The organism is Flavobacterium sp. RHBU_24 (assembly GCF_046613695.1).
Taxonomy (GTDB): Bacteria; Bacteroidota; Bacteroidia; order Flavobacteriales; family Flavobacteriaceae; genus Flavobacterium.
In genome coordinates this window covers 1-17,442 of sequence record NZ_JBKJHD010000010.1, presented here as the reverse complement: position 1 = coordinate 17,442, position 17,442 = coordinate 1, and the positions used below count along the sequence as shown (strand labels likewise).

Annotated in this window: 12 protein-coding genes; 8 read left to right on the top strand and 4 right to left on the bottom strand. The window is 44.1% G+C overall.

The window, feature by feature from the left end; translation table 11 throughout:
- Positions 1-110 precede the first annotated feature (110 nt).
- Positions 111-2,669: a TonB-dependent receptor domain-containing protein gene (locus ACLI09_RS11120; RefSeq protein ID WP_411419698.1), complete on the top strand. Its 2,559-nt coding sequence runs from the start codon at positions 111-113 to the stop codon at positions 2,667-2,669.
- Between the two features lie 113 nt (positions 2,670-2,782).
- Here the strand turns inward: ACLI09_RS11120 and ACLI09_RS11115 are convergent, their stop codons facing one another.
- From ACLI09_RS11115 to ACLI09_RS11100, 4 genes are all read right to left on the bottom strand, one after another.
- Positions 2,783-3,547, bottom strand: coding sequence for an SDR family NAD(P)-dependent oxidoreductase (locus ACLI09_RS11115; RefSeq protein ID WP_411419697.1), 765 nt, complete (start codon positions 3,545-3,547; stop codon positions 2,783-2,785).
- A gap of 73 nt (positions 3,548-3,620) precedes the next feature.
- Complete coding sequence (locus tag ACLI09_RS11110; RefSeq protein WP_411419696.1) at positions 3,621-5,261, bottom strand: UxaA family hydrolase; 1,641 nt, start codon at positions 5,259-5,261, stop codon at positions 3,621-3,623.
- Between the two features lie 17 nt (positions 5,262-5,278).
- Positions 5,279-6,586, bottom strand: a complete 1,308-nt coding sequence (fucP, locus tag ACLI09_RS11105; RefSeq protein WP_411419695.1) for an L-fucose:H+ symporter permease — start codon at positions 6,584-6,586, stop codon at positions 5,279-5,281.
- Positions 6,587-6,716: 130 nt separating this feature from the next.
- Positions 6,717-7,568: an AraC family transcriptional regulator gene (locus ACLI09_RS11100; RefSeq protein WP_411419694.1), complete on the bottom strand. Its 852-nt coding sequence runs from the start codon at positions 7,566-7,568 to the stop codon at positions 6,717-6,719.
- 145 nt (positions 7,569-7,713) lie between these two features.
- On the opposite strand from ACLI09_RS11100, the gene ACLI09_RS11095 reads away from it, so the two are divergent.
- The 7 genes from ACLI09_RS11095 to ACLI09_RS11065 all read left to right on the top strand — a co-directional run bounded on the left by ACLI09_RS11095 (position 7,714) and on the right by ACLI09_RS11065 (position 17,214).
- On the top strand, positions 7,714-8,727 hold the full coding sequence (locus tag ACLI09_RS11095) for a zinc-binding alcohol dehydrogenase family protein (RefSeq protein ID WP_411419693.1): 1,014 nt from the start codon (positions 7,714-7,716) through the stop codon (positions 8,725-8,727).
- A gap of 12 nt (positions 8,728-8,739) precedes the next feature.
- Positions 8,740-9,540, top strand: a complete 801-nt coding sequence (locus ACLI09_RS11090) for an SDR family oxidoreductase (RefSeq protein WP_411419692.1) — start codon at positions 8,740-8,742, stop codon at positions 9,538-9,540.
- 2 nt (positions 9,541-9,542) lie between these two features.
- Positions 9,543-10,379 (top strand): amidohydrolase family protein, encoded by an 837-nt coding sequence (locus ACLI09_RS11085; protein ID WP_411419691.1) that lies wholly within the window; start codon positions 9,543-9,545, stop codon positions 10,377-10,379.
- 44 nt (positions 10,380-10,423) lie between these two features.
- A complete protein-coding gene (locus tag ACLI09_RS11080; RefSeq protein WP_411419690.1) occupies positions 10,424-10,756 on the top strand; it encodes an L-rhamnose mutarotase in 333 nt (110 codons plus the stop codon).
- 31 nt (positions 10,757-10,787) lie between these two features.
- Positions 10,788-12,734 carry a glycoside hydrolase family 97 catalytic domain-containing protein gene (locus ACLI09_RS11075; protein WP_411419689.1) on the top strand — a complete coding sequence of 649 codons (1,947 nt, stop codon included), beginning with the start codon at positions 10,788-10,790 and terminating at the stop codon, positions 12,732-12,734.
- 25 nt (positions 12,735-12,759) lie between these two features.
- The gene (locus ACLI09_RS11070) at positions 12,760-15,372 is read left to right on the top strand and encodes a TIM-barrel domain-containing protein (protein WP_411419688.1); all 2,613 of its coding nucleotides are present in this window, start codon (positions 12,760-12,762) and stop codon (positions 15,370-15,372) included.
- A 90-nt stretch (positions 15,373-15,462) separates the two neighbouring features.
- Entirely contained in the window at positions 15,463-17,214 is a 1,752-nt protein-coding gene (locus tag ACLI09_RS11065) for an alpha-L-fucosidase (RefSeq protein ID WP_411419687.1), read from the top strand.
- Positions 17,215-17,442: the final 228 nt, after the last annotated feature.

The following is a 17,442-nucleotide window of genomic DNA, read 5'->3' as shown; positions in this document are numbered from 1 at the left end:
GAGACAAGGCTAAGTGTAATTTTAACATTTATTTAAAGCTTGCCCGTTAAACCCTGGGCAGCTTTTTGTGTCATACCATCTCATTAAAAAAACTTACTATACCCCATTTCATGAAACATTTGCAATTTTCACTCCTCTTATTTTTTACACTTGCTTTTTCTTCCGCGTTTGCGCAGGGTACCGTAAAGGTTACCGGAAAAATAGTAGAGCAGGGCAGCAAACAGCCTTTAGAGTTTACTAACGTTATTATACAAACCCCCGAAAATGTTACCGTAACCGGTGGCCTTACCGATGCTAATGGTGAGTTTAGCCTCGATGTAAAGCCGGGTACTTATAATATAAAATTTGATTTTATTTCTTTTAAGCCGCAGGTAATTACCGGCAGGCAGATAAACACCTCTGTTAACCTGGGCCTTATAACCCTGGCTCCCGATGCTACTGTTCTTAATGCAGTAGAAATAACCGCAGAGCGCAGCACAGTAGAAATTAAGCTTGATAAGCGCGTATATTCTGTGGGCAATGACATGATGGTGCGTGGCGGTACCGTGAGCGATGTTCTGGATAATGTGCCATCACTATCGGTAGATGCAGAGGGTAATGTAGCCCTTAGGGGCAACCAGAGTGTTACTATACTTATAGATGGCCGCCCCAGCACGCTTGCGGGCAGTAACGTGGCCGAAGTATTGCGGTTGCTCCCGGCAGACTCTGTAGATAAGGTTGAAGTTATTACAAACCCATCTGCCCGCTACGATGCCGAAGGCGGTGGCGGTATTGTTAACATCATTCTTAAAAAAGGTAAGGCTAACGGCTTTAACGGGTCGATTATCGCTACCACGGGCGACCCTGCTAATCACGGGCTGAGTACCAACCTGAATTACCGCAGTACTAATTTCAATTTATTTAGTAATTTAGGATACAACTACCGCAATAACCCGGGCAACTCGTTTACTAACAGCCGATACCTTGATGAAAACGACAACACTACCAGCTATACTAATGAGCGCCGTACCAATGAGCGCCTGCGAAAGGGTTATAATGCCAGCCTTGGCCTGGAATGGTTTATAGACAGCACCTTTACCTGGACAAACTCTTTAAGCATACGCCGCAACCTGGGGGATAACCCATCAAAAACATTTTACGACAATTATGATGCCGACCGCAACTTTTTGAGCACGCGTTACCGTTACAGCCTTGAGGATGATGAAGAAAGTAATGTTAACTATTCTACCAGCTTTATTAAAAAGTTTAATAATAAGGGGCACCAGGTTAAGGTAGATGCTTCTGTATCCAGCAGCCTTGAGGAAGAAAATACTAATATTACCGACGAGATAGTAAACACTTCGGATACTTCAAACAATTCCTACCAGCGCACAAGTAACGATGAAAACGATACAAGGACGCTTTTGCAGGCAGACTATGAACTCCCGGTAGGGGAGGGCGGTAAGTTTGAAGCGGGGTATCGGGGCAGCTTTGCTACTACCGAGACCGATGCCCGTACCGAGACACTCGAAGGCACGGATTGGGTTAATGACCCAAATTATACTAACAACTTAGAATATAAAGAAAAAGTAAACGCCCTGTATACCCAGTACGGCAACAAAGCAGGGAAATTTTCTTATATGGCAGGCCTGCGCTGGGAAGACTCTAATATAGATGTTAACCTTATCAACGTGGGTAATTATAACAATAAGCGCTACAACAATTTTTTCCCGAGCGCATTTTTAGGATACGAAATTAACGACGGCAGTAACCTTACCCTTAGCTACAGCCGCCGGATAAACCGCCCGCGCGGCAGGTTCCTTAACCCGTTTGCAGGCCTGCAGAGTAATATTAACATCTTTAGGGGTAACCCTGACCTGAACCCGTCTAAAACACATGCTATTGACCTTGGCTACATAAAAAAATGGAAAAAGCTTACCTTAAGTTCGTCGGCTTATTTAAATGTAACCGATGATAACTTTCAGTTTGTAAGACAGCAAAGCGGCGACTTTATTACCCAGCAGGTGGGCGGGGCGGATATAGTAGACCCTGTAACCGGTGAAGTTACCGTAGTAGACGGCCAGGATATCCGCACGCCGGTAACGCTTACCACGCCTGTAAACATAAGCCAGGAATACCGTTTTGGTTTTGAATTTAACATCAACTACAATCCGTATAAATGGTGGAGGATAAACAGCAACTTTAATTTTTTCCGTAATGAGACAAAAGGTGATTATACCTTTAACGGAGACGATGGCAACGGCAACCCGGTTATCTACTACCAGAATTTTAATAACACAGCCTATACCTGGACAACCCGTGTAAACTCAAAAATTACATTGCCATACAAAATAGACTGGCAAATAAACGGCGATTACCGTGGCGCGCAAAAAAATGCGCAGGGCAGAAGCCGTGGCGTAGCGGCAGTTAATACCGCGCTTAGCAAGGACATCCTTAAAGATAAAGGGACCCTGTCGCTTAATGTACAGGATATTTTTAACTCGCGCAAAATGAAGAATGAAACCTTTATATCAGGACAGGTAGAGTCATACAGCGAAATGCAGTGGAGGCAGCGCCAGGTAACTTTTTCGTTTACCTACCGCTTTAACATGACCAAGGCCGACAGGCAGAAAGAACAGCAGCAGCAACGCCAGGACAACGGTGGGGGAGAGGAATATATGGGAGGTTAATTAGTTATTTTTTGTATATTGATTAAGGGGCCGCAAGGCCTCTTTTTTGCTTTATTAAAGAATATTGGCAGGTATTGACTACGCTTCAAATTATGTAAAGTTTATTTTTTATTTTAGTTGTTAAGGGTAGTAAAACCGCCATCTATTGGGTAATCTACACCGGTTATAAATCCGGCTTCATCGCTGCAAAGATACAATGCCAAAGCTGCTACTTCTTCCGGTTCAGCCATACGGCCTATCGGCTGCGTTTTAGACAGTTTTTGAAACATTTCGTCAATACTATCCGGATAATTTTTCTGAAGGAAACCATCAACAAAAGGAGTATGTACCCTAGCAGGTGAAATAGAATTGCAACGGATGTTCTCTGTAATGTAATCTTTGGCCACACTCATGGTCATTGCCTTAACCGCACCTTTAGCCGTACTGTAGGCAAACCTGTCCGGTATACCCACCAGTGCCGCGATAGATGCCATGTTAATAATAACGCCGCCACCGGCCAGCCTTAGTTGTGGGATGGCTGCAAACAAACAGTTATAAACACCTTTTACGTTTATACGCATTACCCTGTCAAAATCATCCTCGTTTGTAGTATCGGCTTTGCCTATATGGGCAATACCGGCATTATTAACCACTATATTAACGGGTCCTATTGCTTTAAAGGTATTTAAAACGGCTTGCTGGTCAGATACATCACACACATGCGCCGTGGCCTTACCCTTACTATTAACAATTTCAGAAACTGTTCCGGAGGCCTGCTCGGGGCTAATTTCTAAAACGTGCACTTCGGCACCCTGTTTAGCAAGCAGTACAGCAATGGCACGGCCAATACCGCTGCCCGCGCCGCTTACCACCGCTGTTTTATTTTGTAATGAAAACATTTTATATCTAAACTTTAAATTCAAAAAATTAAAGAATGCCCACCCAGTAATATAATTCAGCGTTTAAGAAAAATCATAAACTCACACCCCGTTTCCACGGAATAAAATCATCCTGGTTTAGTTGCACAGCTTTAGGAACTTCCTCTCCGCTTGCCACTTTAATGCAATACTCAAGTATATCTTCACCCATTGCAGCAATGGTTTTTTCGCCGCGTATAACAGCACCCGTATCAATATCAATAATATCTGCCATACGATTGGCCAGGTTAGAATTTGTAGCCACCTTTATGGTAGGGCAAATCGGGTTGCCGGTAGGTGTGCCAAGCCCGGTAGTAAACAGTATAAGAGTTGCGCCCGATGCTGCCTGGCCCGTGGTGGCCTCTACATCATTTCCGGGTGTGCATACAAGGCTAAGGCCGGGCTTAGTAGCCGGCTCGGTATAGTCAAGCACATCTACCACGGGCGATGAGCCTGCTTTTTTTGCCGCCCCGGCAGATTTTATGGCATCGGTTATAAGCCCGTCTTTAATATTACCCGGAGATGGGTTCATAAAAAAGCCCGAACCTACACTATGTGCCTGTGCGTCGTAGTCGGTCATCAGGCGAATAAATTTCTCTGCCACAGGCCGGCTTACTGACCTGTCTATTATTTCCTGCTCTACGCCACACAGTTCCGGGAACTCCGCTAACAATACTTTAGCGCCAAGCCCCACCAGCAAATCAGAGCAATGCCCCACGGCCGGGTTTGCAGAGATACCGCTAAACCCATCAGATCCGCCACATTTAACACCCACTGTAAGTTTATCCAGCGTGGCCGGTAGGCGTTCCTGTTTGTTAGCTTCAATTAAACATTTAAACGTTTCGCGTATAGCCTGCTGTATCATCTGCTCCTCGCTTTGCGCGGTTTGTTGTTCAAACTGTAGTATGGGTTTATCAAAACCGGGGTTACGTGCTAAAATATCCAACTTAAATTCCGGGAGTTGCAAATGCTGGCATCCCAGGCTTAGCACTGTAATACCTGCAACGTTAGGGTGATCGGCATAAGCGGCCAGTAACTTACTAAGGACTTCAGAATCCTGCCTTGTACCGCCGCAGCCGCCGTTGTGGTTTAAAAATTTTATACCGTCTATATTTTTAAAAACGCGTTTTTCTTTAGGGGAACTATCCGGCTCAAAAGAGATATTGCTGATGTCTAAACCTTCTTCATACGCCTTAACTAACTTATGGGTATACGATTTATATTTATCGCTCACAGCATATCCCAGTTCGGTGTACAGCGATTCTTTTATAATATCCAGGTTACGGTTCTCACAAAATACGGTGGGCATAAAAAGCCAGTAATTTGCAGTACCTACCGCGCCATTTTTACGATGGTAACCGTTAAAGGTGCGGTTAGCATATCTACTCACGTCTGGGGCTTGCCACTTGTAATCAACTTCCCGGTAAGCAAAGGGCTCTGCGGCGTGGCTGGTATTTTCTACGCTCATGCGCATGCCCTGTTTAACATCATATTGCACTTTACCCACCAGCACCCCATACATTATTATTGCTTCACCGGCTTTCATATCCTGCATAAAAAACTTGTGCTTGGCAGGAACGGCTTCTAAAATATTGTATGTATAGCCTTCATAAGTAACCTGTGAACCCGTATTAAGATTTTGTAGTGCAACAAGCACATTATCCTTGTTGTTTATTTTTAAAACTAAAGAATCCATTCTTAGAAAATATTGTTTTATAGTTCTTTTAAAGATAGTGGAGCTTCTGTAACTACAGGCTTCCATTTTTTATACCCAAAGATAAAAACAACTAAAAAGCACACAAATGGCACCACATACCCGTATTGTATATTGCCTGTAATATCTGAGATATAGCCTAAGCCCAACGGTAACAATGCCCCGCCCACAATAGACATTACAATGAGCGAAGAACCCAGTTTGGTATCTTTACCCAGGCCTGAAATACCCATTGAAAATATGGTAGGAAACATAATAGACATAAAAAAGGCTATGCCAATCAGGGCATAAACGGTTAACATGCCATGCGCGAAAATAGCTACTATAGTTAAAAGCATACTGGCAAACGCATAAAGCATTAAGAGGCGATTAGGCGCTATATACTGCATAAAAAAGGTACCTGCAAAACGGCCAATCATAAAGGCAAGGCCCGCGCCACCGGCATACCACGCGGCCTGCTGCTCTGCAAGTCCTGCCGATGTTGTTACAAACCGGATAAAAAAGCTAAGCACGCACACCTGAGCGCCCACATAAAAGAACTGTGCAATTATAGCCCACGACAAGTGACTGTGGCGTAATGCATGGCGAATATTTGAACCCTCTATCTCATCTTTATTTTCTTTTATATCAGGTAGTTTTGTAAATATAAAAGCAAGGGTTACAATTATAATTATAATACCCATTACCATGTACGGGCCTTTAACGCTACCTGCTTCCTGCAACAAATAGGCTTCTTTTTCATTCGGCAGCATGGCTGCCAGCTGGGCATCGCTATAGTTTTTGCCCGAAAGTATAAACATACCGCCAATAACGGGCGCAAGAAAGGCTGCAAGCCCATTAAACGACTGAGAAAAATTTAAACGCTGTGTCGCCGTTTTGGGATCGCCCAATATAGTAACATAAGGATTTGCGGCTGTTTCCAGGAAGGTAAGCCCGCAGGCAATTATAAATAGCGCCCCCAGGAAAAAAATATACTGCCGGGTATCGGCGGCAGGCAGAAATAATAAAGACCCGACTGCAAACAGGCTTAGCCCTAATATAATGCCGCTTTTATAGCCATACTTTCGCATAAAGTAACCTGCAGGCAGTGCCATAACAAAATAAGCAATAAAAACGGAGAAATCTATAAACGCCGTTTCAAGGTCAGTCAGGCGGAAGGCTTTTTTTAGGTGCGGAATTAATACCGGGTCTAAATTATGTACAAATCCCCAAAAGAAAAACAGGCTCGTTATTAAAATTAACGGAAAAACGTAAGAGGTTTTTGTTTTAGCGGGCTTTTCTGCAACGCTGTCAGGTATGTTGTTCATTTATATAATGTGTTTCTAATAGTATGAAGCTGCAAAATGCTGTGGGGTTATTGTCAAAACTATACAATCCTGAGCCATATAAAGTAAGTTAGATTATCCATTAATTAAGGAAAAGTAAACTATTTGCGGCCTACTTATACGACCTTTGGTATTTTAAAGGCGTTTGCCCTGTACTGTCTTTAAAGCATTTATGAAAGCTTGAAAAATTAAGGAACCCGCTTTCAAAACAAATCTCCTTGACAGTCAATTTTTTCTCAATTAGCATTTTGCAGGCATTTCCTACTCTTATTTCGTTCAAAAAAACAGAATATGTTTTACCTGTCCGCAGCTTAAAGAATTTGCAAAATGAAGTCCTGCTCATCTTGGCAATTTTTGCAATAGTTTCCAGGCTTATCTGTTCCTTATAGTTCTTCAGGGTATAATTGTAAATGTTTTGTATCCTGTCGCGCTCAGATTCCTGAAAATTTGCCTTGAAGCCAAGAGACACTAAATACTTGCTATTACTACACTTGCCTATCTCTAAGAGAACTTCTATAAGGCTTAGTATTTTTTTTGTGCCCTGTGTTTCTATAATCCTTACTATAGCCTCGGTTAGGTAAGTGTTGTTGCTTTCCTTAATCTGTATACCCTGGCCAGACTTTTCTATAACCTTTAATAGCTCTAGGTTTTCAGGTAAAGTAAGAAATTCCTTTCCCCAAAAATATTTATTAAAATGCACCACATACACCTCAATAGCGGCGTCTTTAAATTGTTCGCTAAATTGCCAGTAGTGGGGCAGGTTACTCCCTACAAGAACAATATCACCATTTTTGAAGTTGCTTATGTTGTCGCCCACAAACTGTGTGCCGCTGCCATTTTTAAAGTAGATGAGTTCCAGTTCATCATGGTAATGCCACCAGTTATTAACATCGGGCAAAACTTCACATTTTGCGGAAAACGACTTTGTAGAATCTGTAGCTATAGCAAGGTGATGCGGCTTCAACGATAACGGTTTTTTAAGTAAATATACGTTTAATATTATATATTAAATTATCTTAGGATAATATTCCGCAATGATTGGATAATAATACGAATTTTTTAGATGTTAAATTGATATTAATTTGTGACAGGTCGATAATCCTTAACGTATGAAATATATTGCTTGTGAAAAGCCGCACGAATTTTTGCTGAAACAAAAACCGGTGCCGCAGCGTGAACCAGGAGAATCTTTATTGAAAATAAAAAGGATAGGGATATGCGGTACAGATATACACGCCTATGGAGGCACACAACCCTATTTTATTTACCCAAGGGTTTTAGGACATGAGCTCGCGGCAGAATATATTGATGGTGAGGCACCCGGTTTTAACACCGGCGATAAAGTAACCTTTATACCTTATTTTCATTGCGGCAAATGCATAGCCTGCAGAAACGGGTTAACAAACTGCTGCGTGCGCATGCAGGTATTTGGGGTACATATTGATGGCGGTATGGCCGAATATGTTTGCATAAAAGATGAATATTTACTTCACGGAGGCAGTCTTGGTTATGATGAACTCGCCCTTGTAGAGCCACTTGCCATTGCCGCCCACGGAGTACGCAGGGCAGGGGTTACTGAAAATGATACCGTATTGGTAATGGGTGCCGGTCCTATAGGCATCGGGCTTATCCAGTTTGCGCAGAAGGCAGGGGCAAGGGTTATTGCTATGGATACTAATCAGTTTCGCCTTGATTTTTGCGGGGAGTCCCTTGGTGTAAACGCATGCATTAATCCGTTAGAGGCTGATGTTGCAGAAAGCCTTTCACATCTCACCAACGGGGATATGCCTACTGTTGTGTTTGATGCTACAGGCAACCGTAATGTAATGAACGCCGCATTTAACTATATTGCACACGGTGGAAGGTTTGTATTGGTAGGGCTTCAAAAAGGGGAGCTGGCCTTTAGCCATCCTGATTTCCACAAGCGTGAATCAACGCTAATGAGCAGCCGCAATGCCACAAGGCAGGATTTTGACTATGTGCTGCAAAGCCTTAGGTCGGGCGCTATTGACCCTAAAAAGTACATTACACACAGGGGTTCGTTTGACAGCATCATCGAAAAATTTAGTGAATGGACCGACCCAAAGAATAATGCGATTAAGATAATTATAGACGTAGCTTAAAACATACCGTATATGGATTTAGGGCTTAAAAACAAAGTTGTTGTAGTATCGGGCGCTGCGGGAAAGGAAGGCAGCATTGGCGAAACCATTATAAAAAGGCTGGCAAATGAAGGTGCCATCCCGGTGTTGATAGACCGCAACGAACGGGGTATTGAATATGCCGAAAACCTTAAGGCTAAGGGTATTGATGCCCTATTTTGTAAAACCGACGTAACAGACCCAGTTCAAATAGAGGCAGCGGTTGCCGGAATTATACAAAAGTATGGCCGAATAGACGTAGTTATTAATAATGTAGGCGTAAACGACGGTGTAGGATTAAACGCTACTTATGAGGAGTTTATGGAGTCGCTAAAGCTTAACCTGGCAAGTTATTTTTTGTTAATTAAATATGCACTACCCTATTTAAAAAAATCTAAAGGCAATATACTAAATATAGGTTCTAAAGTAGCACTTACCGGCCAGGGTGGCACATCGGGCTACGCGGCGGCTAAAGGGGGCGTGTTAGCGCTTACCCGAGAATGGGCGGTAGATTTGATACCCTACGGTATTAGAAGTAATGCTCTAATTATTGCCGAAAGTTTTACTCCCGCCTACGATGAGTGGCTAAAAACCCTGCCCGATGGAGATGCTGCCCTGGCAAAAATAAATAAGAGCATTCCCCTGGAATCGCGGATGACCCGCCCGGAAGAAATTGCTGATACCGTATTGTTTCTTATTTCAGGGCGCTCATCGCACACTACGGGGCAGTTTGTATTTATAGATGGCGGTTACGTGCACCTGGACAGGGCATTGATTAATGATTTAAACCCATAGCCGTGCAGCATAGAATAGACAGCCACCAGCATTTTTGGAAATACAACCCTGATATTCACGGGTGGATAGACGCTACCATGCACAAAATACAGCGGGATTTTTTGCCGGAAGATTTACAACCGCTCTTAACCCAAAACCATTTTTCCGGCTGTGTGGCCGTGCAGGCCGACCAGACTGAAAAGGAGACAGAATTCCTTCTGGCTTTGGCAGAAGAGCATAATTTCATAAAAGGTGTAGTGGGCTGGGTAAACCTGTTGGACGAAAAAGTAGCTGAACGCCTTAACTATTTTTCGACGGAACAAAAACTTAAAGGCTTCAGGCATGTGGTGCAGGGAGAGCCGGATGGCTTTATGCTCAGGGAAGATTTCAGGCGGGGGATTGCCGCCATTAAAGAATTTGACTATACATATGACATACTGATATTCCACCACCAGCTGCCCGATGCGATCAGCCTCGTTACTCATCTCCCAAGCCAGCCTTTTGTGCTGGACCATATCGCCAAGCCCAATCTTAAAACGCGCGATATTGCAAAATGGAAGACCGATATTAAAGAGCTTGCAAAAGCAGATAATGTACTGTGCAAGGTATCGGGCATGGTAACAGAAGCCCACTGGGACAGATGGACGGCTGATGACATAAAGCCCTGCCTTGATGTGGTATTTGAGAATTTTACGGCAGACAGGATAATGTTCGGGTCAGACTGGCCGGTATGCAATGTTGCCGCACATTATAACCAGGTAGTAAGCACCATACAGGATTATATTGCCCAACTACCGCAAGCGGAGCAGGAACAGGTATGGTTTAAAAACGCACAGGCATTTTATAACCTTGATCGGTAAATTAAACATCCTGATATATAACATACCGTTCAATAGCAAATAACATGAAAAGATATTGCCTTGCCCTCGACCTAATCGATGATATCCGCCTGATAGCTGAATATGAACAGTATCATCAGGAAGTCTGGCCTGAAATAAAAAAAAGCATTTTAGACTCGGGGATCACCCAAATGGAAATTTACCGTACCGGCAACCGCCTGTTTATGATTATGGAAACAGAAGAAAATTTTTCGTTTGAAGAAAAAGCACATCAGGATGCAGCCAACCTTAAAGTGCAGGAATGGGAAACCCTGATGTGGAACTACCAGCAGGCACTGCCCGGCGCGAAACCCGGTGAAAAATGGATTATTATGAACCGGATTTTTACGCTGCAATAAAATTGCATACCACAACATCTAACAACAACGCATGATGATAAAGTTAAAGTTTCTATTTTCAGTCGTTTGCTTCATCATTTTTTCTCAGGGGGGTCACTCGCAACAGGCGACACTATATTCACCCAATAAAAAAATTAGTGCAGCGCTTTATAATGACGGCCCGGATAAAAATAGTAAAGCCCGGTGGTACCTTACACTGTCGTATGCTGACAGTAACCGTACTAATATTGTTATACCACGCTTAGATTTAGGATTGGTTACAAACAGGCATGATTTTTCTAAAGGGTTGTCGTACATAAAAACCGGAAAAACAATACCCGTAGCAGAAAACTATACTGCCATTCATGGCAAGCGTTCGGTATGCGGCAACCAAGGCAATGAGCAAACCCTGTACTTTAAAAATGAAAATAATGTGAGGTTCAATATCATTTTAAGGGCTTATAATGATGGTTTTGTATTTCGGTATGAATTACCCGAAAAAAAACAGCAATTGATTGTGGGAGATGAATTAACGGTGTACAACATACCGTCAGGCACTATCCGCTGGCTGGAAAAATGGAATACCGCTAATGAGGGCTTATACAGCACGCAGCAAAAAGAAAGTATTGCGCAGGGCGAATGGTGTTATCCGGCACTGTTTGCTACTGAAAATAAATCGTGCTGGTTTTTGCTGCACGAAGCCGGCCTTGATAAAAATTACTGCGGATCTAAACTAAGCAATGCTGCCGACGCTTCTACCTATAAAATCACGTTCCCTGACCCTGCCGATGCTCGGGGCACAGGCGTTTCCCAACCCACGGTTTCACTGCCATGGAAGTCGCCCTGGAGGGTAATAATAATGGGGCAGCTGCAGGATATTGTGGCATCAACACTGGTTGACGATGTATCTGCTCCCAGCATACTGAAAGATACCGGATGGATTAAACCCGGCTTAGTATCATGGAATTACTGGTCAGACAACCACGGCACTAAAAATTATAAGACCGTTACGGCATTTGCCGACCTTGCTGCGGAAATGCAATGGCCGTATACCCTGCTCGACTGGGAGTGGGATGCTATGGCAAACGGGGGTAACCTCGAAGATGCCTTGCGCTACATAACATCAAAAGGCATAAAACCCCTTATATGGTATAATTCCGGCGGAAACCACACGTGGGTTTCGGCCACTCCTAAAGACCGTATGCTCACCCATGAAAACAGGATTGCAGAGTTTGAGAAATTAAAAAAACTAGGCGTTGCGGGCGTTAAGATTGATTTCTTTGAGAGTGAGAAACAGGACATGATACAGTATTATATCGATATTTTAGAAGATGCCGCGAAGTATGAAATGATGGTATATTTTCATGGATGCATTGTGCCCAGGGGATGGTCGCGCACCTATCCGCACCTTATGACCTATGAAGCGGTGCGCGGGGCAGAGTGGTACAATAACGGCCCTGAGTTTACAATGTCAGCCCCGGAGCATAACACTATTTTGCCCTTTACACGCAATGTGGTGGGCCCTATGGATTATACCCCAGTCACTTTTACAAATTCCCAGTACCCGCACGTTACCTCTTATGCGCACGAACTCGCACTGAGCGTAGTGTTTGAATCGGGTTTGCAGCACATGGCCGACCGCCCAGAAGGGTATTATAATTTGCCCACTGCCGCTAAAACATTCCTTATGGATGTACCGGCTGCCTGGGACGAAACCAGGCTGGTTGACGGTTATCCGGGCAAAGAAGTGACCATAGCACGTCGCAAAGGCGACGTATGGTATTTAGGCGGCATAAACGCCGAACTGAAAGAAAAGGATAAAAAAATAAGCCTTGGTTTTTTAAAGCAGGGCGTTACCTATAAACTAACCCTTATTGCAGATGGTACGCACGACAAAGATTTTAAAACTACATACATGGTAGTAGATAAATCATCCACTTTAAGTGTAAAACTGTTGCGCCGCGGGGGCTTTTCGGCAAGCATCACGCCATTACAGTAATGCCGTTATTCTATTCTATTATATTATGAAAAAACTGTGTATACTTTTTTTATTGCTTACTACCGCGATTGGCTTTGCACAAAATTATGTAAGCCATACCGTGCACGAAAAAGGCCTGTCCATAACCCTGTCAGAAGGCATATTACATATTGAACCATTAAGTGCCAAAGCTATTAATATAAACTGGGAAAAAGGCTTGGTAAAAGAAGATCAGGAGCTGGTACTTGTAAACAAGATACCCATACCTGAGTTCAAAACATCAGAAACTTCACGGAAAATTAGGCTCTCTACCGCTTTTGTTACGGTAACGCTTTACAAAAAGACCGGAGTATTAGAGTACAGCGACCCTAAGGGCAAGGTATTTTTAAAAGAAAAAGCAGGGAGCCGTAAACTGGAACCCGCTACCGTAATGGCGCAGGACTGTTTTGAGGCACAGCAAAGTTTTATTGCCGATAACGACGAATCCTTATTTGGGTTGGGCCAGTTCCAGGACGGTAATTACAACCTGCGTAACATAACCCGCAAGCTGGTGCAGGTCAATACACAAATTGCCATTCCGTTTTTGTATTCCAGTAAAGGTTATGGCATATTGTGGCACCAGTATGGCCTCACTGATTTTAACCCGGCTGATAACCAGGTACAGCTTACCAAGGGCAATGAAGCAGGTAATAAACAGGAAGTTGAAGTAACCACCACTGCAGGTACCCAAAAAGTGTCACAGCAACAATCCGTTTATACAGGAGAATTTTCCGTAGCGAAAGAAGGAGATTATAGTATAATGCTCGATTTAGGGGCTATGGAAAACCGCCATTTCCTGGCCATTGACGGCGACCCGGTTATAGACCAGTCAAACCTATGGCTGCCGCGTGGGGCGGGCAAAATTATCCATTTAAAAGCGGGCAAACATACCACGCATATAATCTGCCGCAGCACAAATGTGCCAAAATTGACCTATAAAGCCGCTGATAATACAACCACCTTTCGCTCACCCAATGCCAAGTCACTGCGCTATGTGGTGTTTTATGGAGAAGATGCCGATGATGTAATTTCCGGTTACCGTAACCTTTCAGGCAATGTGCCCATGTTGCCTTTGTGGGCTTATGGCTTTTGGCAGTGCAGGGAGCGCTATACATCCGGCACGCATTTGATGGAAACCGTAAAAGAATTCCGCAAGAGAAACCTTCCTATGGACGTTATTGTGCAAGACTGGCAGTACTGGGGAAAATACGGCTGGGGAGTACCAAAATTTGACGAAACAAATTACCCCAACCCTGAAGGTTTTATTAAAGAGCTTCATGGCCTTAATGCGCACTTTTCCGTTTCGGTTTGGGAAAATCTCAATAAAGATTCAGAGGTAGCAAAGCCCTACATTGCTAAAAACCTGTACATACCGGACAGCCCCTGGATTGATATATACAATCCGTTAACACCGCAAACCCACTGGAACGCGCTTAACGAAAACCTGTTTAGCAAAGGAGTAGACTCCTGGTGGATGGACGCTACGGAACCGGAAAATGATGCCCTCGCTGGAAAACAAACCTATTTAGGTCCCGGCGATTTTTACCGCCTTACCTATCCGCTGTTTGTTAGCAAGGCCGTATATGACGGTCAACGTGCCACCGACCCCTCCAAGCGCGTAGCCATACTTACGCGTTCGGCATTTGCCGGCCAGCAGCGGTATGGTACCATAAATTGGTCGGGCGATATTGGTTGGGACTGGGATACCTACCAACGCCAGATTGTGGCCGGGCTTAACTACAACCTTACCGGCATGCCCTACTGGACTACCGACATAGGTGGGTTCTTCAGGCCCGGGCCAGGCCAGTATACCGATGAAAAGTATCATGAAATACTCACGCGCTGGTTTCAGTGGGGGGTGTTTAACCCTATATTCCGCATCCACGGGTACCAAACGGAAACCGAGCCGTGGAAGTACGGCCCCACCGTAGAAGCAAATATGAGGGAAATGATGAACCTGCGCTACCGCCTGTTGCCCTACATTTATTCTGAGGCGTGGCAGGTACATAAAAACGGCTCAACAATCATGCGACCGTTAGTTATGGATTTTAGCCAGGATGCCAAAGCCGTAGCGCAGCCATTTCAGTACATGTTTGGAAGTGAATTATTAGTAGCACCCGTTACAAAACCTGGTATCCAACACTGGGATGTATACCTGCCCAAAGGAGCTGAGTGGTACAATTTCCGGACAGGAGAGAAATATAAGGGCGGGCAAACCATTAGTACCCCGGCACCCCTCAGTACAATTCCCGTTTACGTAAAAGCCGGTGCTATACTCCCCATAGGCAAGGTGATACAGCATACCAGCGAACCGCAGAAAGATAATCTCGAAATCAGCGTGTATAAAGGCGCTGATGGCAGGTTTGAGCTGTATGAAGATGAGGGCGATAATTATAATTATGAAACCGGTAAGTACAGTATAATACCGTTTGAGTATAATGAAGAAAATAAAACGCTTACCATTAAAGCGATACAGGGCGGCTATGAAGGCTGTATGAAACAACGCACATTTACTATTGTATTTATAAATAGTAAAAATGGTTTGGGAGCCGTGCAAAGTGATGCAGGAAAGCAAATTGTATATACCGGAAAAGAAGTAGTAATAAATGAAAGACGATAAAAACTACCCTACAGGATCAGTAGAAAAAGATTCAATACAGGTCTAATTCAGTGTAAACTTCTATCATACAAACTTGTATAAAAATAAAGAATGAAAAAATCCTTAAAAACATTGGTGCTCACTATAGCAGCCATATATTCCTTAAATGCCCAAAACACAAATACAGTTGAAGTGCCCCCAATGCCTGAAATTCCTGCCAGGCAGCCGTTAAACAGTGTACCGATGGGAGACTGGAAATCTTTTAACGAAGTAAAACTGGATATTCCTATAGCGGAAGGGCCTTTTGAGCCCACTTGGGAATCTATCGAAAAAAACTATCCCGGCGAGCCGCAATGGCTGCGTGAGGCCAAATTTGGTATTTGGGTACACTTTGGGCCACAATCTGCCGGAGAAAGTGGCGACTGGTATGCCCGTAAGCTTTATTCACCGGGGAAAAGGGCATATGAAAACCACCTTAAAAGATATGGTCACCCTTCTGAGGTAGGTTATAAGGAAGTACTGCGCGACTGGAACCCAACAAAACTTGACCCTGCGGCACTTACAAAAATATACCAGGATGCGGGGGCGCGTTTTTTAATGGTACAGGGCGTTCACCACGACAATTTTGACCTGTGGAATTCCAGGTACCATCCCTGGAACTCGGTAAACATGGGCCCCAAGCGCGACCTGATTGGCGAATGGGCTAAAGCCAGCCGCGCCGCAGGGATACACTTTGGCGTAACGTTTCACCACGAATACAGTTGGTGGTGGTGGCAAACGGCTTTTGGCAGCGATAAGGAAGGAAGTAAAAAAGGTATCCCATATGACGGGAATTTGACGCTAGCCGACGGGAAGGGAAAATGGTGGGAAGGGTACGACCCCAGGCTGTTGTACGGCATTGATTTGCGCGAATACATCGGCGTAGAAGAAAAATCCCACACCGACTGGTCTCCGGCGCCGGCAGGCATCTTTTCAAACCATCTTGAATATGATAAATGGTATGCTACACAATGGGCGCTAAGGATGATGGATGTTGTCGCGCATTACGACCCTGATTTTATCTATACGGATGGAACCGTCCAGGGGCCTTTTACAGGCAGCGGAACCGGAACCGGCTTTAAAGCTAATGCAATGCAAACGGTAATGGCCGATTTTTATAACCGTACCCTCGCAAAGCGGGGCGAGGTAAACACCTTTAGTATCGTTAAATTTCGCCACAAAACCAATGGTACGGTAAATACAGAAGAGCACGGTATTCCGGCTAATATAAAGACCGACCAGCCCTGGATTGCAGAGGCGCCTGTGGGCGACTGGTTTTATGCCCCGGGCTTTACTTACGATTCAGGCATGATGATACGCTATGTTGTCGAAGCGATATCGAGGGATGGTAACGCGGCACTATGCATATCCCTGCTGCCTGATGGTTCTATTGATGAGGGCAGCCTTAACATGCTAAAAGAGGTAGGTACCTGGATGCGCCGCAATGGTGAGGCTGTTTATGGAAGTCACGCCTGGCTTATACCGGGCGAAGGCGAAATTGTTGACGGAAAGTTAAGGATGCTTCCCGGTGGTGCATTGGGGCGCAAACAGGCAGAATTTAAATTTGGTCGGCAGGATTTTCGTTTCACAACAGGAAAAAATGGCGCTTTATATGCCTTTTGTATGGTTGCTCCATCAGCAGGCACAAAATTAAAAATCAAGGCGCTGGGTAAAGATGCAGAATATCTCCAAAAAAAGATTAAAAGCGTTAAATTATTAGGATATGAGGGCAAATTGAAATGGAAACAGGAATCTGATGGGCTTAGCATTACATATCCTGAAGGGACCTCGTTCGCAACTTCGGTTGTATTTAAAGTTGACTGATGCCTTTATTGTATGGGCTTAAACTAAATAAATCGCGTAACTAATCCTAACAAGCCGCCAAGGCATAAAAATGTACTTTTAAACAGGATATGATCACCGCCTTCGTGCCTTTGCGTGATTTAAAACCTACTCCATCCATATACGCTTCTAAGTTCTCAGCAGCTCAGTGCCTAAGCAGCTCAAAAAAAAAGCCCCACGCGTTAGCGTAGGGCTTTTTGGTATGCAAAT

Excerpts from the sequence above, each read along its gene's own strand:
- ACLI09_RS11120 (WP_411419698.1), top strand. The coding sequence starts at position 111 with ATGAAACATTTGCAATTTTCACTCCTCTTATTTTTTACACTTGCTTTT.
- ACLI09_RS11115 (WP_411419697.1), bottom strand. The coding sequence starts at position 3,547 with ATGTTTTCATTACAAAATAAAACAGCGGTGGTAAGCGGCGCGGGCAGC.
- ACLI09_RS11110 (WP_411419696.1), bottom strand. The coding sequence starts at position 5,261 with ATGGATTCTTTAGTTTTAAAAATAAACAACAAGGATAATGTGCTTGTT.
- fucP (WP_411419695.1), bottom strand. The coding sequence starts at position 6,586 with ATGAACAACATACCTGACAGCGTTGCAGAAAAGCCCGCTAAAACAAAA.
- ACLI09_RS11095 (WP_411419693.1), top strand. The coding sequence starts at position 7,714 with ATGAAATATATTGCTTGTGAAAAGCCGCACGAATTTTTGCTGAAACAA.
- ACLI09_RS11090 (WP_411419692.1), top strand. The coding sequence starts at position 8,740 with ATGGATTTAGGGCTTAAAAACAAAGTTGTTGTAGTATCGGGCGCTGCG.
- ACLI09_RS11080 (WP_411419690.1), top strand. The coding sequence starts at position 10,424 with ATGAAAAGATATTGCCTTGCCCTCGACCTAATCGATGATATCCGCCTG.
- ACLI09_RS11075 (WP_411419689.1), top strand. The coding sequence starts at position 10,788 with ATGATGATAAAGTTAAAGTTTCTATTTTCAGTCGTTTGCTTCATCATT.
- ACLI09_RS11070 (WP_411419688.1), top strand. The coding sequence starts at position 12,760 with ATGAAAAAACTGTGTATACTTTTTTTATTGCTTACTACCGCGATTGGC.
- ACLI09_RS11065 (WP_411419687.1), top strand. The coding sequence starts at position 15,463 with ATGAAAAAATCCTTAAAAACATTGGTGCTCACTATAGCAGCCATATAT.